Consider the following 25,969-nt stretch of genomic DNA (forward strand, 5'->3'; position numbering starts at 1 on the left):
CTTCTGGTTGAATAACTCAATCCAAACTTTATTATCCATTCAATAAAATAGAGTTTTGTCATAAATCATTTTTAATCACTATAAAGAACATTCCCTCATCCTCTTGCGAAGCAGTGCATCTCATTCCAGAGGGATAAGGGCTTTAAATATCTATTTAAATATGAATAGCATGATCATTTTTTGATTTATGAAAGAGATTTAATGACTCCTCAAAAATTAAAATAAATTACGTCAGTAATTTAGCCCGGTTGTTCATATTTCCTGAAAAGATCAATAAATAAAATAAATTCCATTGTAAAAATAATGATCTGGTCTTAAGTTATAAAAGCCAAAATTTGTTTTAACACTTAGGAAAAATCCATGACTCGTGTTGCTCGCTATCATGCGGACCGTACCAATCAGAAACTTTATTTCGCCCGCCTTGCCTGTCAGCAGGCAGAGCAAACCGATCATGTCCAGCAGGCTCAGGCACATCGTGAATCAGCAGTTTTCCATTTGCATGGTGCAGTCTTGGCTTTTTTGCAGGAACTGGTGCGTTATTACCGTTTAAATGATCTGAGTCCGACCTTGAAATCGATTGAAGAGCAGATGGCTGCGAAAGGGCAGATCTCTCCAGAAGTCACCGTAATGCAGCAACTTTCTAAAGACGGCTTTATCGCTGAGCTGAAGCGTGCTTATCGTTTGTGTCAGTACACACCCGAGCCGAGTGTGCCGGAGCCTGAAGATGAAACATCTTCTAAACTGATTATTAAAGTCACTCAAACACCTCAAGCGTGGTTACCAGATACAGCAATCCTGCGTGAATGGCATCGAGACCTGACACAATTGATTGATGGTTTTCGCAATGAGATGGTGGAATTTTAATCCGACCAATGGCCCTTGAAATTGAAATTATTAACCATATATCCAATAAACAGCGATGCAAAGTGATTCTGCGCTTTGCCACCATGTTGAACATGGAGGACATATGTCTATAGAACAATTGAAAGAACTATTTGGTAGTCAAGAAGCGATTTTAGAACTCGTTCAACTGGAAAGTGGTGAGTTAGCATTACGCAATGCAGGCTCAGAAAAACAGCCATTGGTCATTATTCAGTTTAATGATGAAGTAAAAGCACTTCTCGGTGATCAGACCCCGGTGGTTGCTCAGCATATGATTCAGGCGGCTTTATTTGGCCTGCTCGAAAAGCAGGCAAATGAAATGCAGGCTGAAATTGTGGATGAAAAACCAAAATATTTAAGTTGATTGCTCTCCCATTCTAAATAAAAAAGCGCACTTTAAAGTGCGCTTTTTTATTTTATAGTTTTAATGAGGTGATGGATTCTGATGGGCAATCTGAATCTGATGCAGGATATGACGACTCATGTTCTTCGCCATTTCTTCTTTAGCATAGTACACCGCACCCACATTATCGCGGCGGATAACTTCAGCTTCTTCCTTACTTTCGGCACAGACCAGTACCTGAATTTCAGGATTTAAAGTTTTGGCAATATCTACGATTTTATGAATGTCCAGAATATCCATAGGGGAAATAACCAACAGACGTGCATGCTGAATATGGGCCTGAATCAAGACGCCTGGTTCAGTCGCTACACCCGATACCGCTGCAATGCCTTTGGCACGCAATTTTTCCACAATCTCCCGGTTTTCTTCGGCAATCACAACTTTAATGTTTTGTTCCATCAAAGAAGTCGTGATGCGACGTCCCACTTCACCATGGCCAACAATCACTACCTGATCGCGCAGGTAGTCCTGGGATACTTCATCAGGCAGCATGGCCAGTGGATCGCCACTGCGCTCCAGTAAACGCGCCAGGTTGGAACGTTCGCGAATCCATTTCTGTACTGGTTCGATGGCAGCGAAAATAAAAGAGTTCAGAGTAATTGAAATCAAGGCACCCGCCAGAATCAGGTTTTGCCCTTCCAGTGACAGCAGATTTAGCGATATTCCAAGTGCAGCAAGAATGAACGAGAATTCACCGATTTGCGCCAGTGACGCACCCACTGTCAGCGCTGTGTTGATTGGATAACGGAAGAATAGTACTAGTGCCATCGCAGCAATGGTCTTACCAATCATAATAATGGCAACAACCGCCAGCACATGCAGGGGTTGCTCAATCATAATCCGCGGATCAAACAGCATACCGACAGAAACGAAGAATAGAATCGAGAAAATTTCACGTAGCGGAAGGGTTTCTTCTTCTGCACGATGGCTGAAGTCAGATTCTTTCACGACCATACCCGCAAAGAATGCACCTAGTGCCATAGAGACACCAAAGACTTTGTAGGCACCAAAAGCGATCGATACGGCAGCGGCCACAACAGTTAGCGTAAACAGTTCACGTGAGCCTAGACGCGCGACAACCTGCATGATCATTGGTATTAGACGTTTACCAACAATCAGCATAAAGGCAATAAAGCCTGCGACCTTGAGTAGGGTAATGCCCAAGGTGAGCCAGATATTCCCATCACTGCTGCCTTCCAGTGCCTGACCACCGAGTAAAACTGCAGTTGCAGGAAGTAACACCAGTGCCAATACCATGACCAGATCTTCAACCAGCAGCCAGCCCACGGCGATCTTACCGTTAATGGATTCAAGCAGACCACGGTCTCCCAGTGCTTTAAGGAGCACGACAGTACTGGCACAGGATAGGCTTAAACCAAAAACAAGCGCAGAACCGAAACTCCAGCCCCAGAGCATGGAGACACCAACGCCAAGCAGGGTAGCCACTGCAATTTGCAGGATCGCACCAGGCAGAGCAATACGCCTTACCTGCATCAGGTCATTTAAGGAAAAGTGCATCCCGACACCAAACATCAGGAACATGACGCCTAATTCGGCAAGCTGGTTGGCGAGCTGGATGTCACCGACTACCCCAGGGGTATTGGGGCTAATCAGGATCCCGGCAATCAGATATCCGATCAAGGGGGGTAGACGCAAGCGTGCAGCGATATAGCCGAATGCCAGCGCCAGTCCAAAGCCTACAGCCAGTAATATGATGAGATCTACGTCATGTGGCACTAAACACTCCTTTAAGGTGAATTTTAAAATTTCAGTTTTTTATGGGAAATAAGCACAAAAAGTGCCAAAACAAAAAGAAAGTTTATCAAGCTGAATAAAAAAAATGCAAAAAAAAACGACCCTAAAAGGTCGCTTTTTTTCAAAAAACTAAAATTATTTAATTTTAGCTTCTTTGAAGATCACGTGTTGACGGATTTTTGGATCAAATTTTTTGATTTCCATTTTTTCCGGCATAGTACGTTTGTTCTTAGTAGTGGTATAGAAATAACCTGTACCAGCTGAAGAAACTAAGCGAATCTTATCACGCATTGTCCTGACTCCTTACTTAGATCTTTTGACCTTGAGCACGAAGGTCAGCAACAACCTTTTCAATGCCCAATTTATCGATAATACGCATACCTTTAGTAGTAAGACGAAGACGTACGAAACGTTTTTCGCTTTCTAACCAGAAGCGGTGTTGGTGCAGGTTCGGCTCGAACCGGCGCTTAGTTTTGTTGTTGGCGTGTGAGACGTTGTTACCAACGACTGGACGCTTGCCGGTAACTTGGCAAACCTTAGACATGGTGTAACTCCATTGATTTAGCCAACAGCAAATCTGTATGGCCAGTCAAAAATAAACGGATTGAATTCATTCAAGGGGCGTTTTATACCAAAAATGCGCTTAAAAGACAAGCGATTTTGTCTAAAACCGGGCATGAGTTGGTGCAACAGCTCATGCCTTGATCATTTATCGAAGAAGAGTCTTCGAAATCAGTTTATGAATCGGCTTATTAAACGGCGGGAGAATGTATTTCAAGCTATACAGCTTAGGATTGGACATTACAGACCGTTCATGCGACAAACTGAAGAAGCCTTCTGGCCCATGGTATTTACCCATCCCCGAAGCGCCAACGCCGCCAAATGGCAGGTCATCCTGTGCAACATGAGTGAGTACCGTGTTCTGGCCGAAGTGCCCTGAATGGGTACGCTGTGCGACATAATCGGCACGCGCCTGATCAAAGTCGAAATAGTATAATGCAAGTGGACGCGGACGGCTATTAATAAAGTCGATTACATCGTCAATTTGATCATATTCCATGATTGGCAGCAGCGGACCGAAGATTTCATTTTTCATGATATCCATATCTGGCGTCACATTGGTCAGAATGGTCGGTGCTATTTTACGCAGATCTGCCGGTGTTTCATTACGCGGGTTGATTTCAATAACCTGGGCGCCATGTGCACGTGCATCCTCTAAATAGCCTTGCAGACGGTTGTACTGCTTGTCATTCACAATCGAAGTGTAGTCCTGGTTATGGGTGATATCTGGATACATGGTTTCCACATAGCTGCGGAAATGGTCGATAAATTCAGCGGTTTTACCGCGTGGCAGGAACATATAGTCAGGGGCCACACAGGTTTGACCGGCATTCCAGAGTTTACCCACGGCAATACGCTCTGCCACATCTTCAATATCAATAGATGGATGAACCAGAACAGGTGATTTACCACCGAGTTCCAGAATCACCGGCACCAGATTTTCTGCAGCTGCTGCCATCACGGTTTTACCCACCGCGGTTGAGCCCGTGAAAATCATTTTATCGAAAGCCAAGCGACAAAAGGCATCAGATACTGCACCGCCACCAGTAATCACTGCGACCAGTTCTTTTGGAAAGGCTTCCGCCAAGGCTGTTTCAAGTACAGCTCCAAAATGAGCAGAAGCACTCGAAATTTTAATCATGGCATGGTTGCCTGCAGCCAGTGCACAGACCAATGGGCCAATCGAGAGGAGTAAAGGATAGTTCCAGGGTGCAATAATGCCGACCACGCCCAAAGGCTGGTACTGCACCCAGGCTTTGGCTGGCTGGTGAATAATGCTGACGTGACGCTGGGATGGTTTCATCCAGCCAGTCAGATTCTTGCTGTAATATTTGATGTGTTCCAGGCAGGTTAACAGTTCCCCGATTTTGGTTTCCCCAATCGAACGGTTGCCATAATCCTGATTAATTGCATCGGCAAATTGATCTTGATACTTAACTAAGATACGCTTAAGTCGAGCTAAACGATCGATACGTTCCTTTGCAGTCGGCAACGGGTAACGTAAGTAGGCATGTTTTTGTTGTGCCAAGATGTCATTAAGGCACTGGCTGTCAAAAAAATGTGGTGTCATTAATGTCGTTTTTGTGTGACTGTTCATGCAGCACTACCACTTTTAAGAAAATCGATTATTTATTTTTAGAGTAAATACTCTAATTAGTCAAGTTACTTTGTGTACTCGACCGTCAATGCGCTGCTGGTGCGTGCGGGTATATGAACTGAATGGTTATTTTAGGATGTCCCAAACCAAAACGTTGAAAACGAAAGAACGTATTTTGCAGCTCAGTTTGCAGTTATTTAATGAGCGTGGTGAGCGTTCTGTTACGACGAATCATATTGCTGCTGAACTCGGCATGAGCCCGGGTAACCTGTACTATCATTTCCGTAATAAGAATGAAATCATCAAGGAACTGATGGAGCAGTACCAGAAGGAAACCCTGGAAATGCTGGCATTGCCGGATGACCGTCCGCTGGATGCCAATGACAAGATTCATTATTTTCAAGTACTCAGCAGCCAGTTATGGGCCTATCGTTTCCTGCATCGTGATGTGTATCACCTAGTGGAAAATAATGAAGACTTCCGCAAGCTGTATCCGCGCTTTGCGGGTGAAGTCATGCAGCAGGGACAAAAAATTTATAAAGCCTTTGTCAATGCTGGCTTAATGGAAATGACTGATTCGGAAATTGAAGCCTTAATTATCAACCTGTGGATCGTGCTGACCAACTGGACCAACTTCCTGTATATGTCTGGTCATATTACCGACTCGAACCATCTGGAAGAAAAATGGGTCTGGCAGGCATTGCGTCAAATGGTGTTCCTGGAAGGCGCCTATCTGCGTGGTGAAAGCCGTCATACCTATGAAAGCTTGTTGAACTCTTTTGGTTCTTCCGAGCTTTTTGCCAGTCTGTCATCCGCTAAAGATCGGGAAACTGAACAAACTATTCAGAATAATTAAGAAACGCGCTAGAATACTCGGCTTATTTTTTAATTTATCTGATTAGTGACGTTTACCAACATGAATATGACGACTGCTAACACCGCACGTTTATTGATTACTTGTGAAGACAAGCCGGGCATCGTGCAGGCTGTTTCAAGCTTCTTGTATCATCAGGGCGCCAATATTACTGCGCTTGATCAATACGCGACAGAAGCTCAGGGCGGACGTTACTTCATGCGTGTTGAGTTTGAACTCGATAACCTGCAAAGCCGTAAAGAAAGCCTGTTACAGACTTTTGCCGTCAATGTTGCGGAACGCTATAACATGCATTGGCGTCTGGCGCTGGTAAGTGATGTGAAAAAAGTCGGCATTCTGGTGTCTAAAGTTGATCACGCTTTACTTGAGCTGTTATGGCGTCATGCACGTGGCGGTCTGCCATGTGAAATCACCAAAGTAGTATCGAATCATGAAACGCTGCGTGAATCGGTTGAAAATTTTGGTATTCCATTTGAAGTAGTGCCAGTGACTAAAGACAACAAACGTGAAGCTTATGCAAAAATTGATGAGCTGATGCAAGGCAATGATTTGTTAGTACTGGCACGCTATATGCAGATTCTGGATGAAGAATTTGTACAAAAATGGGAAATGAAAGTGATCAACATTCACCATTCATTCCTGCCAGCGTTTGTAGGTGCGAATCCGTACAAGCAGGCTTATGAAAAAGGCGTGAAACTGATCGGTGCGACTGCCCACTATGTAACGGCTGATCTGGACCAAGGTCCAATCATTGAGCAGGACGTAGAGCGTGTAAACCATGACTTTACTGTAGAGCAGCTGCGTGAACTGGGGCAGGACGTAGAGCGTAATGTACTGGCACGTGCCGTAAGATGGCATCTGGAAGACCGTATTATTGTGGATGGTAACAAGACAGTGGTATTCCAATAAATCTTGCATCATCATTCAAAAAGGCATACTTTAAGTATGCCTTTTTTATTTGAGTTGTTTCTCTCATTTGTCGAAAAAATGAAGAAAGTTGGGGATTGTTATTGCAAATGAAAACCCTTCTCATTTATTATTGGCGTACTTTAATTGTGCTAAGCGATGAGCTTGATTATTTGTTTCATATCATCTCTTCAAGGTAAAAGATTTAATGAGCCAAGTTGCTTCTCCTATGATGCCTACTCCACCCAACCAGATGAAAAAGAAAGTTGCAGCTGTCATGGCGGCTGTGCTGGTGGGACATGTTGGCCTATTGTGGGCTGTCAGCCAGATGGAAGCACCTGACCTCAAGCCTGTAGACAAGGAGCCGATGAAGGTTCGCTTTGTAAAACTGCAGGAAGCACCAAAACCATTACCCCCGAAGCCAAAGCCTGAGCCGAAGAAAGAGCCGCCGAAGCCGAAAGAGGTCAAGATTGTTGAAAAACCGTTGCCACCACCTCCGAAGAAGGTTGAAAAAATCCAGGAAGTGAAGAAGGCTGAAACGCCTAAGGTTGTGGCACCACCAGTTGAAGCAAAACCAACGCCAAGTCCGGTTGTACCAACGGTCGTGAAAGAAACTAAAGTCGCTCCGACACCTCCACCAGCACCTGTGGCACCGCCTGCGCCTGTTGTGCCACCGGCACCACCTGCGCCTCCTTCTCCTAAGAGTGTTTCTTTGGGTGGTGGTGTGACCTGGTTGCGTACGCCAAAAGTATCGATGTCAGCAGGTGAATTGAAAAGTTCCTGTTCCATGGTGGTCGATATCTCAGCGAATGAACAGGGCAAGGTAGTGGCTGCGACAGCACGTAATTCAAGCTGCAGTCCTTCGATTAACCGTAAGGTCGAGTCTGCTGTACGTCGTGCACAATTAACCAAATATGTTGAAAATGGCGTTGCTTATCCAACACGTGTTGAGCAGCCCTTTGACTTCCAGATTACCAGATAACGGCTAACCCATTAGGAGTTCGAATATGAACTTTTCAGTTTATTGGCAACATGCTGATGCAGTCAGTAAAACACTTTATTTTGTGTTACTGGCAATGTCGATTGCGACATGGACGATCTTTGTACTGCGTTTACTCGGTACGCGCCAACTCAAACAAGTGGCTTATGCACAGTTATCTGATGCCCTAGATAAACTGAAATCAAAAATGGCGCCTTTGGGCTTTGAACAACGCAAAGCCGTAGCTGAACAAGCATTGCTACGCCAGATTGCAGCTGAAAAAGCCAATGCGGAAAAAGGTGTGTCATTTCTGGGTACCATCGCATCGATTTCACCTTTCATTGGTTTATTCGGTACAGTATGGGGCATCTTCCATGCACTGGTAGCAGTGGGTAAGAGCGGTCAGGCAGGTCTGGCTCAGGTGGCAACACCCGTAGGTGAAGCACTGATCATGACAGGTCTGGGTCTGGCAGTGGCGATTCCAGCTGTATTGGCTTATAACATCGCGGTACGTTTTAACCGTGGTTTATCGCATGAACTACAAGACCATGCTCATAGCTTATTGATTGATACGATGCTGCAACAGGAATCTGCAAAGAAAGCTGAAAGCAAAGTTGCACAAGAGAGTTTAGTGGGAGGTCAAGTTTGATGGCTTTTCAACTGGGTGAAGACAACGATACAGGCATGAATGAGATGAACCTCATTCCCCTGATCGACATTATGTTGGTATTGATGATCATCTTCCTGGTGACAGCGACCGTTGCGAACCCATCAATTCCATTAACCTTGCCACAAACGACTGCGGAAATTATTGATCTTCCGCCAGAGAACATTACCATCAGCATTAACTCTCAGGGTGATGTGGCATGGAATGGTGATGTGCTTAGCCTGGAACAGCTGGAAACCCGTTTCAATGAAGCAGGGCAGGCAGAGCGTCAGCCAACGATTGTATTGAAGGCGGATAAAGAATCACGTTATGACACCGTTGCTCAAGTGATGTCACGCGCGAGTGGAGCCGGACTCACCGATATTGCTTTTGCCACCGATAACTGATTTTTCCAAGATTAAAAAAAGCGACCTGAGATGGTCGCTTTTTTTATGACAATATGGCTTTACTTCAACAGTTCTACAAACTTGGCACGTAGCTTGTTGAGCTTTGGGGGAATGGCAAAGTTGCAATAACCCTGACTTGGGTTTTTGGCAAAAAAGTTCTGATGATAATCTTCAGCTGGATAGAAGGTCGGAGCAGGAGTGAGTTCAGTGACTACATTTAAACCTTCAGCCTTCAGTGCATCAATAGTTTCTTGTGACTGCCGTTGCTGTTCTTCGTTCAGATAGTAAATGACAGAACGATACTGTGTACCGACATCATTGCCTTGGCGGTTGAGCGTTGTTGGATCATGAGTGGCAAAGAATACATCCAGCAATTGCTTAAAGCTGATCTGACTTTCATCGAAATCAATCAGAATCACTTCTGCATGGTTGGTATCACCATTACAGATCTCTTCATAGGTTGGATGAGTGGTATGTCCACCGGCATAGCCACTAACGACTTTGCTGACACCACGAATCTGCAGGAATACCGCTTCGGTACACCAAAAGCATCCACCACCAAATAGCGTCTGTTGCATAATCTTGTCCTTAATTCCGAGTTTCTGTCTCTATTCTACGCTGTAAATATCAAATAGAAAAAAGCCTGTAAAAACAGGCTTTTTATTTAAGCTTTAGCGCGGTTGTACCGGGCTTGCCAGCTGGATGACTGGGTTACCATAACTATCGAGCAGCTTCAGTGTTTTACCAAAAACCTGATAGTGGGTCACTTTAGCCAAGGCTTCATTAAATTTTTGATCCAGATTGTCATTGTTGAGACAAGCCATTTTTGTACCCGCCATCTGGCTAAGATTCAAAGTGTCTTTGCCTGCAGTATAGCTGCCCATAATACGGTTACAGCCATCGGCACCGCTAACACGCTGAGTGGCAGCATCAAATTGCAGGCTTGGAATATTACGTGTGGTAGGTGCAGTGGTGATTTCTGTACTGCCAATGTGAGTGACAATCCAGGTGCGGTTCTGAAGTTGCTGCAGATTTTCAACCGCTTGGGAAGAGGTCTGGTCTGGTGTGGTTTGACAGCCTGTTATTGCCAGCGCTGAAACGAACATTGCAATCGCGGTCACTTTTTTTAACATTGGGCTTACTCTTTTTCTTTGATACATCACTGTATATAAACAGAAAAAATAGAATGATACCAATACAATTTGTATCTTCGGGTTCCCGGGAAGATAGGTTCTATTCTGCTTTTGGCGCAGGTAACCCTTGCCGCAGTAGAGCGGAATATTGTTCACTACTGACCTGAGCAAATTCTTTAACACGTGGGTTTACATGCGCTCGAGCATACCAGGTGCTTAAGTCCCAATCCTGATCCAATGCTTGTAGGTCATACATATAATTTGGCAAATAACCCGACACCAGCAGGCGATAATCTGTTGGTAATGGTTTCTGGGAAACAGCCTGAACCATATCAAACACCAAGGTAGTGCAATTACTGGTTAGAGTGTTATACCACTTCGGCTGTTGAGCCAGATCATCCACCTTGTTGATATATTCTTTGAAAAGCGCCTTGGCTTGTGCTTGTGGCATATTAACCGGAAAAAAATATACCTGCTCACCGCGGGTGTTGCTACGGGTGTAGATAATATCCCGTTCATCAGCTGCTACCAGACTCAGCTCAAACTTGCGGAAGAAGCCGCCGATAGCAGAAAAATCTTCATTTTTTTCCTTACGGATTTCTATCGAAAAGGTCAGTGGCTTCTGGTCAGCAAAGTCAAAACTCACCAAGGTATGAGCAATATGCGGTCCCATCCAGTAAGAGGTGATGACATTGACCCCGGTGATCTGATTTAAATTGATGCTGCGACTTTCCCAGCGCTCAATATATTTCCCATTTGGCAGCCAGACAAAATTACGCACATTATGTAAGGTGACTTGATCGCCTTGTTGTTCATAACTGAGAATACGGGCAACTTCAGGATTCCACTCCCGGTCCTGACGAGCGTCCAGACTGAAATACCAGAACAGGCTAAACAGAAAAGCCAGAATATAAAGAAGGGTATCTACACCACGTGAAATCAGATGACGGCTAAAATAAATGCCGAGAACTGCACAGGCTAAAACAATCCAAAGACCAATCAGCACAGAGCTGCCAATCATGCCTAAGGGTTGCTGTACCCAAATCGCAAGGCACAGCCATAGACTTGATGTGATGACAAACAGGGTAAATACTGCATTCAGTAACCAGAATAGCCAGTGAGGTGCAGGATTTCCCTGTGTATGCATAATTGAATCTTTAATTAAAAATTATTCTTCATTTTCTATAAGTTGCAAACTCAAAAGCAATCCCGGTTTTGTCGTCGATATGTTGTTCGGAAAAAACTTTTTTGAATTCAGCAGGAATTTCTGGGTAGAAGGCATGACCTTGTACATCCACTTCGACATGGGTCAGTTCCAGACGGTCAGCAATACTCATGGTCTGTTTGAAGATTTCACCACCCCCAATAATATAAATAGACTCCGGTTTTTCTGACGCTTTTACATCTGCAACAGCTTGATTCAAGGCATCTTCAATCGTGTGTGCGACTTTAGTGCCTTCAAAAGACCAGGCTGTATCACGGGTAATGACCCAGTTGACACGTTTAGGCAAGGCACGTCCCATGGATTCAAGGGTCTTACGTCCCATTACAATTACACCGCCCTGGGTGATTTCCTTAAAATGTTTGAGATCTGCTGAGATATGCCAAGGCAGGTCATTGTCCTTACCAATACAGCGCTGCTGATCCATTGCAACGACATGAACGACTTCTAAATCCTGAAATGCCATACCCACACTCAAAAACAAATAAAAATTGTTCCTATTAAAATGCAAAATCCCACTTTAAGCAAAGTGGGATTTCGATTTTCTTGGATTTGAGAAAAATTAAACCGCGACAGGCGCTTTAATTCCCGGATGGGATTCATAACCGACAATTTCAATATCTTCAAATTTGAAATCGAACAGATCTTTAATTTCAGGATTCAGTTTTAACTGACATAGACCTAAAGGCTCACGACTCAACTGAAGTTTGGCCTGTTCAAAGTGGTTGGCATACAGGTGCGTATCACCACCTGTCCAGACAAAATCACCGACCTCAAGCTCACAGACTTGTGCGATCATATGAGTGAGCAGGGCGTAGCTGGCAATATTGAACGGGACACCTAAAAACACGTCAGCGCTACGCTGATACAGCTGGCAAGATAACTTGCCATTATGTACAAAGAACTGGAACAGGGTATGACAAGGTGGCAGTGCCACTTGACCTGCTTCGTTCGGGTTCCAGCCAGACACAATCAGGCGACGTGAGTTTGGATTAGTTTTGATCTCATTCACCAACCATTTGATTTGATCAAAACCATCATTTTTATAGCTGCCATCTTCATTTTTTGTGGCACCAAAGTTACGCCACTGATGACCGTATACAGGACCAAGCTCACCTTCTGGGCGGCCAAAGCGTGCAGTCTGTTCCGCAGTTGACCATTCATCCCAAATACTAACTTTATTATCTTTCAAATATTGAACGTTGGTATCGCCTTTGAGGAACCACAATAGCTCAATCACAATAGAGCGGAAGTGGACTTTTTTGGTGGTCAGTAAAGGGAAACCCTTGGAAAGATCAAAGCGCATCTGATGACCAAATACCGAACGTGTACCAGTGCCGGTACGGTCGCCTTTATCGCCGCCGTTGTCGAGGATATGTTGTAAAAGGTCAAGGTATTGGCGCATAAGTCTCTCTTAAAATCCGTTGAAAAATTGCTTTTATTTGAACTAAGCAATTTAAAATTGCGCTCATCATAACATTTTTTTTCGCAGTTCCACATCGCCGGGAAGGTGACTGGAGGAGAGCGAAAAGGCAATAAAAAAGGCATCCATTATGGATGCCTATTTATCGCCTGCTTTAAGCTGTTGGCTTGCCGGTATGTACTGTGTCAATCAGATCAGACAAGTCATAACCGAGCGATTGTGCATAAGCCAGATATTCCTGCTTAGTCGCTTCATCAATGGTTGGGGTGCGATGTAACAGCCACAGATACTTCATGCTTGGCTCACCGACCAAAGCCGTTTGATAACTAGTATCCAGCTTTAATACCCAGTAATCTCCCTTGGTAAATGGCACCCAGCGTAAACCTTCTGGCAGGAAACTGACCTCAAGTTTGGCATTGGCAGCATCTACAATCGTTGCTTCACCAATGGATTCATCCAGCTTGCCATCACCATCCAGACAACGGTTCTGAACACGTACGCTACCACTTTCATTCAGGCTATAAACAGCTGAAATATCAGTGCTGTCTTCAGGTTGATGTTTCATTGGGAGGCGGGCAATTTCATACCAGGTGCCTAAATATTTGGTAAGATCAAAATTTGAAACGGTAGGGATATCATGATTCATTATTTTCTCCGTTTTATTTCAGTTCATTTTTTGCGCTCAATCAGTCTAAACATGAAGCTGCTAAAGAAAAGATGTAATCATGTAGGGAAATGTTGTGTTTGTTTTCAATGGGATGGGATGGGAATGGGTAGAGCATATACAAGAAATGTTAAGTAGGTCAGAATCTAGTCATATTTTTATAATTTATTGCTTAAAAATATGTCGATTAATTAATTTATTGTTCAATAAAAATTAATAATAAAAATTTTTGTTACTTATTAGATTTAAATAATTCTATGCGAAATAGTGGTTTACATTTAATCAGTTAAATATTGATAAATTTATTTACATTTTGAACGTGAAAAATAACATTAATGGGGCTAGTATTTGGGCCTTTCAAAAGATATGAACGCCTGCTTAAGGGCGAGGAGTACTTGGTTTAATATGATTTATGATCATCAAGTGAATATGAGTGAAGTTCATGCTCCTGTTCAAGCGAACGTCATAATTCGTTCCCAGTCGGGACAAAATTCTAAACGTCAGCCTCAGCGTAACAGCTCTGAATCAGCTCGTAATACAAGTTCTGAATCACGCAAGACTTTTAGTGCGATGAATGGCCAGCGTTTTAATATTGAAAAATTCACCAGTTATCTGCAAGGCATTACCCGTAGTACCAGTACACAGAAATGTGCGCGCAGTATTCGTATCGGTTTGCAATCTTCAGGTGCAAAAATTGTGAATCATCCTGTAGCTGCAGCTGACTGGGGCGGCACCTTACAGAAATTGGGCTACCGTAAAATCAACCTGTCATTTGACCGTCCGAAAAAGGGTGATATCTATATCATTGACCGGACTTCCAAGCATAAGTACGGGCATATTGCAGCATACTCAGGTTCTGCATGGGTATCGGATTTCAGACAGTCAGGTTATGCGGTTTATCGTAATTCTGACGTGAAATACACTTATTACCGCCTGGATTCTCACCTTTAAGCCAGAAGTTAAACGTAGCATTCGCGAAATGGTTCAATCTTCGAAGCGTTTCGCACGATTCCCGTAAATAGACAGGATAAACAGTCCAACCGCGCTGAAGCCAATGCATTGAATGCCTAAAGCTATCTTGTGCTGTTCAGGCAGATAACCAAACAGGGTGATCAGGGCAATCAGCGGAATGCAGAAAAACAGTCGTGTAAAACCTTCCCGATAGGGATTCTGCTCAGGCAGTTTCAAGGCGACTGTACGTAAGCCATGACTCAGCATCCCAATTGCCAGACTGATGCCGACAAATATTGTATTCAGTTCTGCAAAGGTAGAAGCGTAATAAATCACTGCACAGGTGGCGATACAGATGATCAGCCTGATCTGGCGTGTGCAGCGTTCGGAATACCAGTAATTAAGCATGAGGCGGTGGAGTGTCCGTGTTTTTATGCATTAAAGACAGTGGTGAAAACAGGCAGATGGCAATCGCCATAAAGCCAATGCCCTGCCCACCTGAAACCAGGATCTCGCCATCCTTCATATTCATAAAGACTAATGCCAATAATAGGGCAATTGGAATCCAGGTCAGTATGCGATAGAACAAGCCTGTCGGATTCTTTGCAGCAAAATGAATTTTGCAATAACGGCAGATCAGGAAAATAATTCCAGTACCGGCGAACATCAGAATCGCATCCAGCGGTAAAGGTTCTATCCAGTACAGTACTGCTGTCAGTACGGCAATCACGATAAAAATCAGTAATTTTTTAATGACAGAAATTTGCGGATTAAACCAGTATTCAAGCATGGCAACCGTGAAGATTCAAAAGAGTTGATCTGCACTTTAGCATATTTCAGATATAAAAAAGCGAGGCAGATGCCTCGCAATATGTTCAGGATGTCTTATACGTTTTTCTGTGGACCCCAGTCATAAATTTTTTTCTGGTAGGCATACCACATCATCCATAGGCCAATCAGAATCATTGGCAGGCTGAGGAATTGCCCCTTACTCATCCAGCCAATAAATAATTGACCATTGTCCGGTTCACGGAAAAATTCGACGATGAAACGTGCCAGACCGTAACCAATCAGGAACAGCGCAGAAACTGCCATACGTGGGCGAGGTTTAGAGCTGAACCACCACAGTACAATAAACAGAATCAGACCTTCACAAAGTGCCTGATACAGTTGTGATGGATGACGAACCAGTTGGAGTGGATCGGTTGGGAAAATCATGCCAAAAGCAAAGTTTGGGTCAGTCACCTGACGACCATACAGTTCCCCGCCGATGAAATTACCAATACGGCCAAACATCAGACCGGTCGGTACACACGGCGCGATAAAGTCCAGAGTCTGGAACCAGGTCATGTTGTATTTTTTACACCAGAGTAGCATCGCCAGGATTACACCGAGGAAACCGCCATGGAAGCTCATGCCACCTGTCCAGATCTGGAACAGCCACAATGGGTCTGCCAGAAACTGGGAAAAACCGTAGAAAAATACATAACCAACACGGCCACCGATAATCACCCCAAGCGCCCCGAAGAAGATTAAATCCGAGACCATATCTGATGTCCAGCCGCGTTGTTTAGCGCGATACGTCGCCAGTCCCCAGGCAAATAAAAATGCCATCAGGTACATCAGTCCATACCAGTGGACCTGCAATGGCCCGAGCGAAATCGCTACAGGATCAATATTGGGATAGTTGAGCATGCATCTTCCTTTGTCTTTCTGTTTTGTGCTGATTTTAGCCTAAACTTGGGAAAAATGTTGTACATTCAATGTGTAAAGATCTAGAGCATCAATTATGTGTATCGTTGCCTTGGCCTGGCGTGTACTGGATGACACGCCACTTTGTCTGATTTCAAACCGGGATGAGTTTTATCAGCGTCCGACAGCCGCCCTGCATGCCTGGCAAAATAGCCCAATTATTGCAGGTCAGGATCTGCAGTCTGGTGGTACCTGGATGGGTATAACTACTTCAGGACGATGGGCAGTGATTACCAATTTCAGGGATGGTAATGACAAGAATAACTACCCAACTTCACGTGGACATATCATTCAGCATTTTCTGGAATCTGAATTGACACCTATCCGGTTTGCTCAAGAACTAGAAAAACGTCAATGTGATTATGCTGGCTTTAACCTGTTTGTCGGCGATCGAGAGCAGGCGGTCTATATGAGCAACCGTGGTGAAGCACCGCAAGTGTTGGCGCACGGTGTATATGTGGTATCCAATGGCTTGCTGACTGAGCATTGGGAAAAAACCCGTCACTTACGTAAGCGTTTTACCCAGGAATTCCTGCCCATGATGCAGCATCCAGATATACCTGAGTCGGATCTTTATTATGCCGTCTGGGATATTCTGGAAGATGAACGCAAGATCATTCCGGAGTTGTTGCCGAAGACCGGGATTTCACATGAACTGGAACAGTTGTTGTCTTCAACCTTTATTCAAAGTCCAGTGTATGGCACGCGCTGTTCTAATTTCCTGCGAATGAAAACCGATGAATGGCAGTGGCTGGAAAAATCCCAGCAGGGTGAAACAGCAGGACAGATCGTTGAACAAGTTATTCCGATTATTAGCTAAATAACAATATTGGCGATGATGTTTATAAAGATATCAGTTTAAACAACATTCTTCTGAGTATATAGAGATATGCTAGGATAAAGCCTGTCTACTCCTCCTGACTTTATCTTCTTTATGGCACTGCTCCTACCACTTATCTCATTTCTGATTGGATTCTGGGGCATCCATTATTTAAAGCCGGTTCGTCCATTTATGGCCGCTTTACTGGCTCGTCTGCTGATCCCGTTAATTATAATTTACAACATGGTGTTCTATAAGCAGGGTAGCTTGTGGCTGATTGGCTTTAGTATCTTTAGCTCGCTGTTTCTGTTCGGCCTGTTCTATTTTTTCTCCAAAGATAAATTACGTGCACTATGTTTTAGTTATTTGAATGGTGTCTGGCTGGGATTTCCTTTTGCCTTGGCGTTATTTGGTCCTGATGCTTTAAATACCATTGTTGCCTTATATATCGGCGGTTCTTTATTTGGAAATGTCAGTGCAGTTGTAGCAGTGAGTGTTGAAAAGCAGACACCGCAATTCATTATTAAAAATATGCTGAAGTCTCCACCGGTGATTGCACTAACGGTTGCAGCAGTTTTATCGTTTTGGGATTTTAGTGCTTATGAATCGCATCCAGTGATTCAGTGGGGCTATGCCGTGAACAAGTTTCTGGTGACCTTTGCTGGCATGTGTATTCTAGGCATGTGGCTCCGTCATGTCCGGATTCAGCTGAGTGATTTGACCCGTAGTTTAATATTGATTAGTGGTCGCTTTATTCTGTCTTTAGGACTGGCAGCAGGTGCTTATTTCTTATTGCCAATTCAGCATCAAATACTAACTTATGCTGTTTTAATGATGTACTTCCTGCTTCCACCAGCAGCCAATATTGTGGCACTGGAAACCCATTATCAAGGCACAGGTTATTCAGCGAAATATATTGCTTCAGGAACGATTGCCAGTGCGATCTTGATCGGCGTATATGGAGTGGTGGTGCATGCGTTGGTGCCGGGTTTATAAAAATATCAGAAAAGTCCTTTTCCCCGAGAGAGAATAAGATGCATTTTAAATCCCTTACCCCAGCCCTCTCCCAACGGGAGAGGGAGCCATGAGAGATGAAACTTACTTTTCCAGACTCGCTTTAAATAGCTGCATTGCCTGACCACGGTGACTAATTCTATTTTTTTCTTCCTTGCTCATTTCCGCACTCGCAATACCCAGTTCAGGTAACCAGAACAGCGGATCATAGCCAAAGCCATTTTCACCACGGGCTGCTTCCAAGATCTCACCTTTCCAGATGCCCTGGAAGATTTGTGGTAATGGGTCTTCGGCATGTTGAACTAAGGCCAGTACACACACAAACATGCCTTCAATCGGTTCACCGTCGTTACGCAGTGGTTTCAGGTCAGCCAGTAATTTTTCATTGTTCGCTGCATCATCACCATGTTCACCCGCATAACGTGCAGAGTAAATCCCAGGTGCACCGCCCAGAACTGGTACACAAATCCCTGAATCATCAGCAATCGCAGGTTTGTCAGAAATACGTGAGGCATGACGCGCCTTGATAATGGCATTTTCAACAAAGCTCAAACCATCTTCAATTGCGTCTTCAATATGCAGCTTACCTTGAGGAATAACTTCAACTGGAAGTTTGAGTTCTGCAAACATCTTTTCAAATTCTGCAATCTTGCCTTTATTATTACTTGCCAGTACCAGTGTGCCTTGGGATAACCAGTCAGTTGCAGCCATGTTAAAACTCATTATTAGATAAAGAATGGGCACTATTTTAGCAATGGATGAAGAATTTGCGGCAATAAAAAAGCACCCGAAGGTGCTATTTATACCATTCAGCTTATTGTGCCTGAATCCATCTGTCAGCACGATCACGTGCCTGACGGATCTGTTCCTGGGTCAAGTTGGCTGCCAATGCAGTTTTCTTGCCTTCAGATAAAGTAATCACTTTATTGTCCAGCATGCCGTCACGGGTAGAGAGTTCATACCACTGGTAAGCACCCATATAGTTTTTCTTTTTCTCTTCCATCATCGCCAGGTTAAAGCTGGCACGATTATCACCACGGCTGGCTGCTTTTTCAAAGTACTGGCGAGCCAGCGTTTCATCTTTCTTGGTGCCAATACCATCTGCCAGCATACGGCCTACATTCAATTGAGCAACTGCCAGACCTTGATCGGCTGCTGCTTTATACCAGGCAAAAGCCTGACGTTCATCTTTCTGAATGTCTTTACCATACTGGTATTTGGTTGCTAAATAGAATTGTGCACCTGGCTGTCCTGCCTTCGCTGCCTTAATCAGGCTATTAATGTCCATGATAGAATATTGTGCGGCCTGACTTGCGACAGAAGGCGTTGGAGCAACATAGTCTGCTTGGGCCTGAAAGCTAAAAAGTCCAGCCAGTAGCGTCGTACTTAGTAATAATTTTTTCATAGAGCGCTCACTCGATAAATTGCGACTTCACCAAACAGATTAGGGAGGTGCTTGCTGAGCATGCTGCCTTGTTGATTCCCATTCACAGCGAGTCGGTTAATAATTTTGATGTTATTTTCCGCGCAAAGTGCTTCAAAGTCACGGAAAGTACATAAGTGGATGTTCGGTGTGTTATACCACATATAGGGTAAAGCTTCCGAAACAGGCATTTTCCCTTTTAGTGCCAGGAAAGAACGAGTCTTCCAGTGCGCAAAGTTCGGGAAAGTAATAATCGCCTGTTTACCCACTCGCACCATATCACGCAATAAAACGTCTGGTGCATCTACAGCTTGCAAAGCCTGTGCCATGACAACATAGTCAAAAGACTGGTCTGCAAAACGACTTAATCCCAGATTTAAGTCTTGCTGGATGATATTTAACCCACGACTGACTGCAATTGCAATCTTTTCCTGATCAATTTCTAATCCGTATGCACGAATATTGTGCTTTTTGCTCATATGAGCCAGTAATTCACCGTCACCACAGCCCAGGTCAAGGACGCGTGAACCCGGTTTAATCCAACGTTCTGCCAGTTGTTGATCAATACGCATTACACAGCCTCCTTCGGGGTTGATTTTAACAGTTCTTCACCACCCAGGAAGGCACGCAATGACTTCACATACAGTGGAATCGGGAACAGGAAGGAGTCATGGCCTTGCTCAGCATCAATATCCAGATAGCTGACAGGCTTATTATTGGTAATTAAGGCGTCTACGATTTCAACAGAACGTGAAGGTGAGAACCGCCAGTCAGTTGTGAAAGAGACCACCAGGAATTTACATTTGGTTTGGGCCATTGCCTTTACCAATGACTGTTGATATTCACGTGAAGGATCAAAGTAATCCAGTGCCTTGGTCATAATCAGGTAAGTATTGGCATCAAAGTTCCGGCTAAATTGTTCACCTTGATAGCGCAAATAGCTTTCGACCTGGAACTCCACATCGAAACCATACATAAATTTACCGGATTTTAAATCACGACCAAATTTCTGCTTCATGGCTTCTTCAGACAGGTAGGTGATATGACCGACCATACGTGCCAGAATCAGACCACGTTTTGGATAGCTATCATGTTCCAGATAACGGCCATTATGGAAATCCGGATCTGACAGAATTGACTGACGTGCGACTTCATTAAAGGCAATGTTCTGTGCAGATAATTTAGGTGCGCTGGCAATAATCACACATTTTTGCAGACGATCTGGATAATCTACCGACCATTGTAATGCCTGCATACCGCCTAATGAACCACCGATGACGGAATACCACACATCAATACCGAGACGGTCAGACAGCATGGCTTGGGTTTTCACCCAGTCACGTACAGTCACTAGAGGAAAATCAGGACCATAAGGGCGGTTGTCATTTTCAGGGTTCGGAGAAGTTGGACCTGTTGAACCATTACAGCCACCAATATTATTCAGGGCAACCACAAAAAAATTATTGGTATCAATTGCCTTGTTTGGACCAATACAGGCATCCCACCAGCCTGGTTTTTTATCATCTTCATGATGATAGCCAGCAGCATGATGATGACCGGAAAGGGCATGACAAATCAGAATGGCATTGGACTTATCGGCATTGAGTTCGCCATAAGTTTCAACCATCAGTTCAAAACGGGGGAGGATGCGACCGCATTCAAGCTCTAACGGCTGTTCGAATTGGAACTTTTGTGGGACAACAAGGCCCACTGAGTCAGCTGGAAAAGACACGGGAATGATTCGCCTTAAATCTTTAGTATGAATAAATAAAAGGATACCATTTGCAGGTATCCTTCTAAAGTCTTTTTAGTGCTATGAATTATCGCTAATTCTAATACCGTGTCTAGACGGCAGCAGCAATCACCTGTTCAGTGCTTAACACACCCTGGTCAATCAGGCGGTTGGTACATGCGATAATCGCTTCAATTGAAGAGGTCACAATGTTGTCGTGGACACCAGCACCAAAGGCGGATTTACCGGTACCTTTCACTTGAAGTTCAACCAATGCTAAGGCTTTGGCATGTGCACCAGAACTAATGCTACGTTCTTCATAGTTCAACACGTCAATTGGCAATTGTAATGCATCCAAAATTGCAGAGATTGGACCGTTACCTTCACCACGTAAGCGCTGAGTTTCACCATTGACTTCAACATCTAGCTCAATCACCTGGTTGCCATTTTCATCTGACAATTTATAGTTCTTGGCAGCGTAATGTGCATCTTTGGCATCAACATAGGTGTCTTTAAACAATGTCCAGATCGCTTGTGCTGAAATCTCAGTACCGTCTTCATCGGTTTTTTGCTGCACGATTTGCGAGAATTCGATCTGTAAACGACGTGGTAAAGTCACGTTATAGTTCGATTCTAACAAGTAAGCGATACCACCTTTACCTGACTGTGAATTCACGCGAATCACGGCGTCGTAGTCACGGCCTAGGTCTTTCGGATCGATTGGCAAGTACGGCATATCCCAGATTTCTTGGCTTTTCTGGAATTCGAAGCCTTTTTTGATCGCATCCTGATGTGAACCCGAGAATGCTGTAAACACCAAATCGCCCGCATATGGATGACGTGGGTGTACAGGCAAACCGGTACATTCTTCAACAGTCGCGATGATTTCGTTAATGTTCGAGAAATCTAATTCTGGTGCAACACCCTGGGTATACATGTTTAAGGCAATTGCCGCTACGTCCACATTACCGGTACGTTCACCATTGCCGAATACACAACCTTCGACACGGTCAGCACCCGCCATAATCGCTAATTCAGACGCTGCAATGCCACAGCCACGGTCATTATGACAGTGAACAGAAATGATCACGCCGTCGCGACGCTCAATGTTGCGGTGCATCCATTCCACCTGGTCGGCATACACGTTTGGTGTAGACACTTCGACAGTGGCCGGCAAGTTCAAGATGACTTTGTTTTCAGGAGAAGCTTCCCAGATTTCAGTCACTGCATCACAGACATCTTTCGCGACTTCTAATTCGGTTGCAGAGAAACATTCAGGACTGTACTGGAAGATAAATTCAGTTTCAGGCTGTTTCGCTGCGTATTCTTTTACTTTTTGCGCTGCATTGATCGCTAACTGTTTCGCACCTTCAACATCCACATTTAACACTTTTTGACGGAAGGTCGGTGAGTTCGAGTTATAGATATGCACAATTGCGCGTTTTGCACCTTGTAAAGATTCGAAGGTACGTGCAATCAAATGATCACGTGCCTGAACCAATACTTCAATGTAAACATCATCTGGAATATGACCTTCTTCGATCAATTTACGGGTGAAGTCGAAATCAATTTGAGATGCAGACGGGAAGCCAATTTCAATATGTTTGAAACCGATTTTCACCAACATCTGGAACATTTTGAACTTCTGCTCGATGTTCATTGGCTCAAAGATCGCCTGGTTACCATCACGCAGATCAGTACTCATCCAGATTGGCGCTTTAGTGATTTCATTGTTCGGCCATTGACGGTCTGGTAAGTCCACACGTTGATACATGCGACGGTATTTTTTACTTGGATCAGCCAACATCATGAGAGAGCTCCTTAGGTAGCCTGGCAGACTCGCTTGGTGCAGCAGTTGCTCAGTCTACAGTATAGATTTTGTCTATATATTCGTTTACAGGCAGGTGTGGATAAATAAGATCAATCCTGTATTTTTTAAAGTCTTGATCATCAGGATCGAACAGACACCTGCATGGTGAACCTATAAGATTAATTTTAGACCAGAAAACGTGAAAAGTTTTTGCTTTTTCTATGGATTTTAGTCGTATCTTAAAAAAGATTTTCTTATAAAGTTATTAATTGGGAAAATATTTCTTTGATCTATTTTAAATTTGTTGGATTTTTTCTGTGATTAAGCAATAGGGCTAAAATATTTCTTTATATGATAACTTTGTTGAGAAGTTTTGAACAATCTATAAATGAGATTATTCTGGTGAAAAAATAAGGAACAGCCTGATGAATTCAGACTATCCCTGAATCTGATGATAATTGGCTAGCTCAGTATTTAAAATGCAGGCCTAAAACACCACTGATGCCTTCTGCTTCAGTGGCATAGTGGGAAGAATAGGCTTTGGTAAAATAACGTGTATCGGACAGGTTATTGATATTCAACTGTAGATCTACATTTGGGTTCACCTGATAACGTGCCATGGCATCGTAACGCACATAACCGGGAACAAATTTGGTATTGGCGGCATTGCCATAAACTTTATCCATTGCCACAGCACCGGCACCCAATGTCAGTTGAGGCATGACCTGATAGGTCGTCCATAAGGTTGCACTGTTTTCTGCTACGTTCTGAACCCGATTGCCATTGTTCGAGCTTGGTACATAGATGGGATCTGCTGTAGTTCCAATATTTTCAAAGCCACCATCAATCAGTTCACTATCCAAATAGGTATAGCCTGCGGAAATTGCCCATTTCTCGGTGACATTTCCATTGATACCCAGCTCAATCCCATCGACACGGGTCTCACCAATATTACGGGTGGTGCCATCTGAATCGGTGGAGCGGGTATTGGTCTTTTCAGTACGGAAAATGGCGGCGGTCAAATTGAGTTTGTCTTCCAGAATGTCCCATTTAGTCCCCAGTTCCATGGTACGGACTTTTTCCGGTTTTAAATTTTCAATAGCTACAGTAATACTTTCGGAACCATCACCGCCATCGATGCCAACCGGATTTGAGGAAGTGGCATAGCTGATATAAATACTGCCATTTTCTCTTGGCTTAAAGACCAGACCGGCCTGATAGTTAATAAAGTCATCTTCATTTTCAAGGGTGAGCTGATCACCTGGAACGGCTGTAATTGGCGTATTGTTAGCGCCTGTCACCGCATTATTGAATCTTCCATAGGTCAAGATTTGCTGGGTCTTATAGTCATCCCAGCGCACACCCAGATCCACAATCCATTGCGGATGCAGTTCGATGCTGTCCAGGAAGTAGATCGATTGGGATTTGGTCTCAATATTATAACTGTCTGCACCATCCGTACTAATCGTCCCCGTCCAGGTACTCCGATTTGGATTGTCTACAGAGGTACACCAGCCTAAAGCAACATTTGTAGGAGTACCACAGGCTGCATAGGAACTGCCAGTCGCATTCAGACCGTTAATAATATATTGAGTACGCTCAGTATCCTGATCCGAATATTCTGCACCCAGATTAAAGCTATGCTGGATGATACCGGTGTTGAATTTACCGGTTAAAGCTAGCAAATCAGTAAAGGTATCGGTATCTGCGATACGTGAATTGGCCCGAGCCCAGACATTACCATTTAAAATAAAGTTTCCGCGTGAATCGTCAGGATTGGTCCATAGGTAGTCATTTTTAGAACGGTTAAATACCGCAGTATTGCTAAAGGTTAAATTGTCATTTAGATCATGTTCCAGCTTGAGGGTGCCAATCTGGTTTTCCTGTTTCTGGAAATCACGATCTTTCCAGCCATAATACTGCCCTTGTTTGACGTTAATCGGTTTACCATTGCCATTTAATGGCCGGTTATCAGGGTTATTTCCAGTAGGTGCCCCAAACGGATTGTTATAGGGAATGCCTGAGTCTGGAATATCATCTGTTTTTAGATAGTAATAACTCAAAGTGCCACGTGTTGCACTATCCAGACCAAAACTGAAGCTAGGTGCAATACCCGCACGTTGGTATTCTGTACCGTCATGCTGTCCCGCTTTTTCATTTTGATGGCCCATGACAGCTATACGAGCCGCCATACCATTATCAAAGTCCTTGTTAGCATCTAAAGTGATACGTGCATACATGTCTGTGCCACCTGTGATCGTGCCTTCCAGCGCATTTCCCTGTTTCGCCACTTTTGAAATCAGGTTAATACTGCCGCCAGTGGTGCCAGCGCCGCCCATGGCAGAGGCAGAACCTTTGGTGACTTCGACCTGCTCAACGGCAAACATTTCCCGGTTTTGTGAAGTCGAATTCCGTACACCATCCACATACATCGAACTTTCCGAGTTATAACCCCGAATAAAAGGTCGATCCCCATTTGGATTACCACCTTCTCCCGCGCCTAGGGTAATCCCCGGCACAGTACGCAAAGCATCTGCCAAGGTCGTAACCTGCGTATCTTCAATCAGTTGCTGAGGGATCACAACCACAGATTTCGGGGTATCCAGGAGAGGGGCAACAAATTTGCTATTTGCCGACTGATCGATTTTTAAACTTGGCACAGATTCCACTTGCACTTCCTGACGGATGGTTTCAAGCTGCACCACGTTTTCTTGGGCAATTGCATGTGCGGATGCAAGAGAAAGGGAAGAAACGATTGCTGAAGAAACGATTTTTTTACGAGATTTTATCTGGCTCATCATAGTTCTTTTTTATTTTTAAGTTTGGATTCGCAAATAATAATTATTATTGTTATCGTTGCTATCCTTTCTGAATTGATATTGGCGATGAATAAAATTTAATCAATTTTAAAAATAGATGAAAGGATCAGAGGGTGGAGGATTAACTCTATGTTTTTGCTATAAATTGATAAAATATGGGTCTAGTTTAGTTTTAATTGATAATAATTATCGAGAT

Annotated in this window: 29 protein-coding genes; 10 read left to right on the forward strand and 19 right to left on the reverse strand. The window is 43.9% G+C overall.

The genetic code is table 11. The features are described 5' to 3' along the window. Positions 1-360 precede the first annotated feature (360 nt). Together F899_RS03310 and F899_RS03315 are read left to right on the forward strand one after the other, a co-directional pair. Positions 361-864, forward strand: a complete 504-nt coding sequence (locus F899_RS03310; protein ID WP_004813280.1) for a DUF6586 family protein — start codon at positions 361-363, stop codon at positions 862-864. 103 nt (positions 865-967) lie between these two features. Then, positions 968-1,246, forward strand: coding sequence for a hypothetical protein (locus tag F899_RS03315; protein WP_004813278.1), 279 nt, complete (start codon positions 968-970; stop codon positions 1,244-1,246). A gap of 60 nt (positions 1,247-1,306) precedes the next feature. Here the strand turns inward: F899_RS03315 and F899_RS03320 are convergent, their stop codons facing one another. The 4 genes from F899_RS03320 to F899_RS03335 all read right to left on the reverse strand — a co-directional run bounded on the left by F899_RS03320 (position 1,307) and on the right by F899_RS03335 (position 5,198). After that, entirely contained in the window at positions 1,307-3,022 is a 1,716-nt protein-coding gene (locus F899_RS03320) for a cation:proton antiporter (RefSeq protein ID WP_005220858.1), read from the reverse strand. A gap of 153 nt (positions 3,023-3,175) precedes the next feature. Next, positions 3,176-3,331 (reverse strand): 50S ribosomal protein L33, encoded by a 156-nt coding sequence (rpmG, locus tag F899_RS03325; protein WP_001205031.1) that lies wholly within the window; start codon positions 3,329-3,331, stop codon positions 3,176-3,178. 16 nt (positions 3,332-3,347) lie between these two features. Beyond that, a complete protein-coding gene (gene rpmB / locus F899_RS03330) occupies positions 3,348-3,584 on the reverse strand; it encodes a 50S ribosomal protein L28 (protein WP_004813275.1) in 237 nt (78 codons plus the stop codon). Positions 3,585-3,749: 165 nt separating this feature from the next. After that, positions 3,750-5,198, reverse strand: coding sequence for a coniferyl aldehyde dehydrogenase (locus F899_RS03335; protein WP_005220860.1), 1,449 nt, complete (start codon positions 5,196-5,198; stop codon positions 3,750-3,752). A 136-nt stretch (positions 5,199-5,334) separates the two neighbouring features. Here F899_RS03335 and F899_RS03340 point away from each other — a divergent pair, with 136 nt between their 5' ends. The 5 genes from F899_RS03340 (at position 5,335) to F899_RS03360 (ending at position 9,010) form a co-directional block, all read left to right on the forward strand. Continuing rightward, positions 5,335-6,054: a TetR/AcrR family transcriptional regulator gene (locus F899_RS03340; RefSeq protein WP_008302057.1), complete on the forward strand. Its 720-nt coding sequence runs from the start codon at positions 5,335-5,337 to the stop codon at positions 6,052-6,054. Positions 6,055-6,114: 60 nt separating this feature from the next. Continuing rightward, the gene (gene purU / locus F899_RS03345) at positions 6,115-6,981 is read left to right on the forward strand and encodes a formyltetrahydrofolate deformylase (RefSeq protein ID WP_004813265.1); all 867 of its coding nucleotides are present in this window, start codon (positions 6,115-6,117) and stop codon (positions 6,979-6,981) included. 205 nt (positions 6,982-7,186) lie between these two features. Beyond that, the gene (locus tag F899_RS03350) at positions 7,187-7,960 is read left to right on the forward strand and encodes an energy transducer TonB (protein WP_005220862.1); all 774 of its coding nucleotides are present in this window, start codon (positions 7,187-7,189) and stop codon (positions 7,958-7,960) included. A gap of 25 nt (positions 7,961-7,985) precedes the next feature. Further along, positions 7,986-8,606 carry a MotA/TolQ/ExbB proton channel family protein gene (locus F899_RS03355; RefSeq protein WP_005220864.1) on the forward strand — a complete coding sequence of 207 codons (621 nt, stop codon included), beginning with the start codon at positions 7,986-7,988 and terminating at the stop codon, positions 8,604-8,606. Next, a complete protein-coding gene (locus tag F899_RS03360; RefSeq protein ID WP_005220866.1) occupies positions 8,606-9,010 on the forward strand; it encodes an ExbD/TolR family protein in 405 nt (134 codons plus the stop codon). The genes F899_RS03355 and F899_RS03360 overlap by 1 nt, the downstream gene beginning before the upstream one ends. A gap of 59 nt (positions 9,011-9,069) precedes the next feature. On the opposite strand, the gene msrA is transcribed toward F899_RS03360, so the two are convergent. The 6 genes from msrA to F899_RS03390 all read right to left on the reverse strand — a co-directional run bounded on the left by msrA (position 9,070) and on the right by F899_RS03390 (position 13,434). Further along, positions 9,070-9,588, reverse strand: coding sequence for a peptide-methionine (S)-S-oxide reductase MsrA (gene msrA, locus F899_RS03365; RefSeq protein WP_005220868.1), 519 nt, complete (start codon positions 9,586-9,588; stop codon positions 9,070-9,072). Positions 9,589-9,681: 93 nt separating this feature from the next. Beyond that, entirely contained in the window at positions 9,682-10,143 is a 462-nt protein-coding gene (locus F899_RS03370; protein ID WP_005220869.1) for an META domain-containing protein, read from the reverse strand. 100 nt (positions 10,144-10,243) lie between these two features. Then, positions 10,244-11,290, reverse strand: a complete 1,047-nt coding sequence (locus F899_RS03375; protein ID WP_005220871.1) for an Lnb N-terminal periplasmic domain-containing protein — start codon at positions 11,288-11,290, stop codon at positions 10,244-10,246. A 28-nt stretch (positions 11,291-11,318) separates the two neighbouring features. Further along, positions 11,319-11,831, reverse strand: coding sequence for a trimethoprim-resistant dihydrofolate reductase DfrA44 (gene dfrA44, locus F899_RS03380; RefSeq protein WP_005220873.1), 513 nt, complete (start codon positions 11,829-11,831; stop codon positions 11,319-11,321). 96 nt (positions 11,832-11,927) lie between these two features. After that, entirely contained in the window at positions 11,928-12,770 is an 843-nt protein-coding gene (gene thyA, locus F899_RS03385; RefSeq protein ID WP_005220875.1) for a thymidylate synthase, read from the reverse strand. Between the two features lie 172 nt (positions 12,771-12,942). Further along, complete coding sequence (locus F899_RS03390) at positions 12,943-13,434, reverse strand: lipocalin family protein (RefSeq protein WP_005220876.1); 492 nt, start codon at positions 13,432-13,434, stop codon at positions 12,943-12,945. Positions 13,435-13,857: 423 nt separating this feature from the next. Between F899_RS03390 and F899_RS03395 the strand changes: the two genes are divergently transcribed. Further along, a complete protein-coding gene (locus tag F899_RS03395; protein ID WP_004813242.1) occupies positions 13,858-14,403 on the forward strand; it encodes a hypothetical protein in 546 nt (181 codons plus the stop codon). A gap of 33 nt (positions 14,404-14,436) precedes the next feature. Here the strand turns inward: F899_RS03395 and F899_RS03400 are convergent, their stop codons facing one another. From F899_RS03400 to lgt, 3 genes are all read right to left on the reverse strand, one after another. Then, positions 14,437-14,811, reverse strand: a complete 375-nt coding sequence (locus F899_RS03400) for a hypothetical protein (protein WP_005220879.1) — start codon at positions 14,809-14,811, stop codon at positions 14,437-14,439. Next, on the reverse strand, positions 14,804-15,193 hold the full coding sequence (locus tag F899_RS03405; RefSeq protein WP_005220888.1) for a hypothetical protein: 390 nt from the start codon (positions 15,191-15,193) through the stop codon (positions 14,804-14,806). The genes F899_RS03400 and F899_RS03405 overlap by 8 nt, the downstream gene beginning before the upstream one ends. A 95-nt stretch (positions 15,194-15,288) precedes the next feature. Continuing rightward, positions 15,289-16,098, reverse strand: a complete 810-nt coding sequence (gene lgt, locus F899_RS03410; RefSeq protein ID WP_004813235.1) for a prolipoprotein diacylglyceryl transferase — start codon at positions 16,096-16,098, stop codon at positions 15,289-15,291. Between the two features lie 94 nt (positions 16,099-16,192). On the opposite strand from lgt, the gene F899_RS03415 reads away from it, so the two are divergent. Together F899_RS03415 and F899_RS03420 are read left to right on the forward strand one after the other, a co-directional pair. Further along, positions 16,193-16,975, forward strand: a complete 783-nt coding sequence (locus F899_RS03415; RefSeq protein ID WP_005220890.1) for an NRDE family protein — start codon at positions 16,193-16,195, stop codon at positions 16,973-16,975. A 114-nt stretch (positions 16,976-17,089) separates the two neighbouring features. After that, on the forward strand, positions 17,090-17,971 hold the full coding sequence (locus F899_RS03420; RefSeq protein ID WP_005220892.1) for an AEC family transporter: 882 nt from the start codon (positions 17,090-17,092) through the stop codon (positions 17,969-17,971). A 102-nt stretch (positions 17,972-18,073) separates the two neighbouring features. Here F899_RS03420 and rdgB read toward each other — a convergent pair whose 3' ends face one another. The 6 genes from rdgB to F899_RS03450 all read right to left on the reverse strand — a co-directional run bounded on the left by rdgB (position 18,074) and on the right by F899_RS03450 (position 25,752). Continuing rightward, positions 18,074-18,700 carry an RdgB/HAM1 family non-canonical purine NTP pyrophosphatase gene (rdgB, locus tag F899_RS03425; RefSeq protein WP_005220894.1) on the reverse strand — a complete coding sequence of 209 codons (627 nt, stop codon included), beginning with the start codon at positions 18,698-18,700 and terminating at the stop codon, positions 18,074-18,076. A gap of 103 nt (positions 18,701-18,803) precedes the next feature. Further along, positions 18,804-19,394, reverse strand: a complete 591-nt coding sequence (locus F899_RS03430; protein WP_005220896.1) for a tetratricopeptide repeat protein — start codon at positions 19,392-19,394, stop codon at positions 18,804-18,806. Next, positions 19,391-19,984 (reverse strand): methionine biosynthesis protein MetW, encoded by a 594-nt coding sequence (gene metW / locus F899_RS03435; protein ID WP_004890183.1) that lies wholly within the window; start codon positions 19,982-19,984, stop codon positions 19,391-19,393. The genes F899_RS03430 and metW overlap by 4 nt, the downstream gene beginning before the upstream one ends. Further along, positions 19,984-21,144 (reverse strand): homoserine O-succinyltransferase MetX, encoded by a 1,161-nt coding sequence (gene metX / locus F899_RS03440; protein ID WP_005220897.1) that lies wholly within the window; start codon positions 21,142-21,144, stop codon positions 19,984-19,986. Before metX ends, metW begins: the two co-directional genes overlap by 1 nt. 112 nt (positions 21,145-21,256) lie before the next feature. After that, the gene (gene leuA, locus F899_RS03445; RefSeq protein WP_034433873.1) at positions 21,257-22,954 is read right to left on the reverse strand and encodes a 2-isopropylmalate synthase; all 1,698 of its coding nucleotides are present in this window, start codon (positions 22,952-22,954) and stop codon (positions 21,257-21,259) included. A gap of 467 nt (positions 22,955-23,421) precedes the next feature. Then, a complete protein-coding gene (locus F899_RS03450) occupies positions 23,422-25,752 on the reverse strand; it encodes a TonB-dependent receptor (protein WP_034433876.1) in 2,331 nt (776 codons plus the stop codon). Positions 25,753-25,969 lie beyond the last annotated feature (217 nt).

The sequence above is a fragment of the Acinetobacter sp. CIP 101934 genome (assembly GCF_000369585.1).
GTDB classification, from domain to species: domain Bacteria; phylum Pseudomonadota; class Gammaproteobacteria; order Pseudomonadales; family Moraxellaceae; genus Acinetobacter; species Acinetobacter schindleri.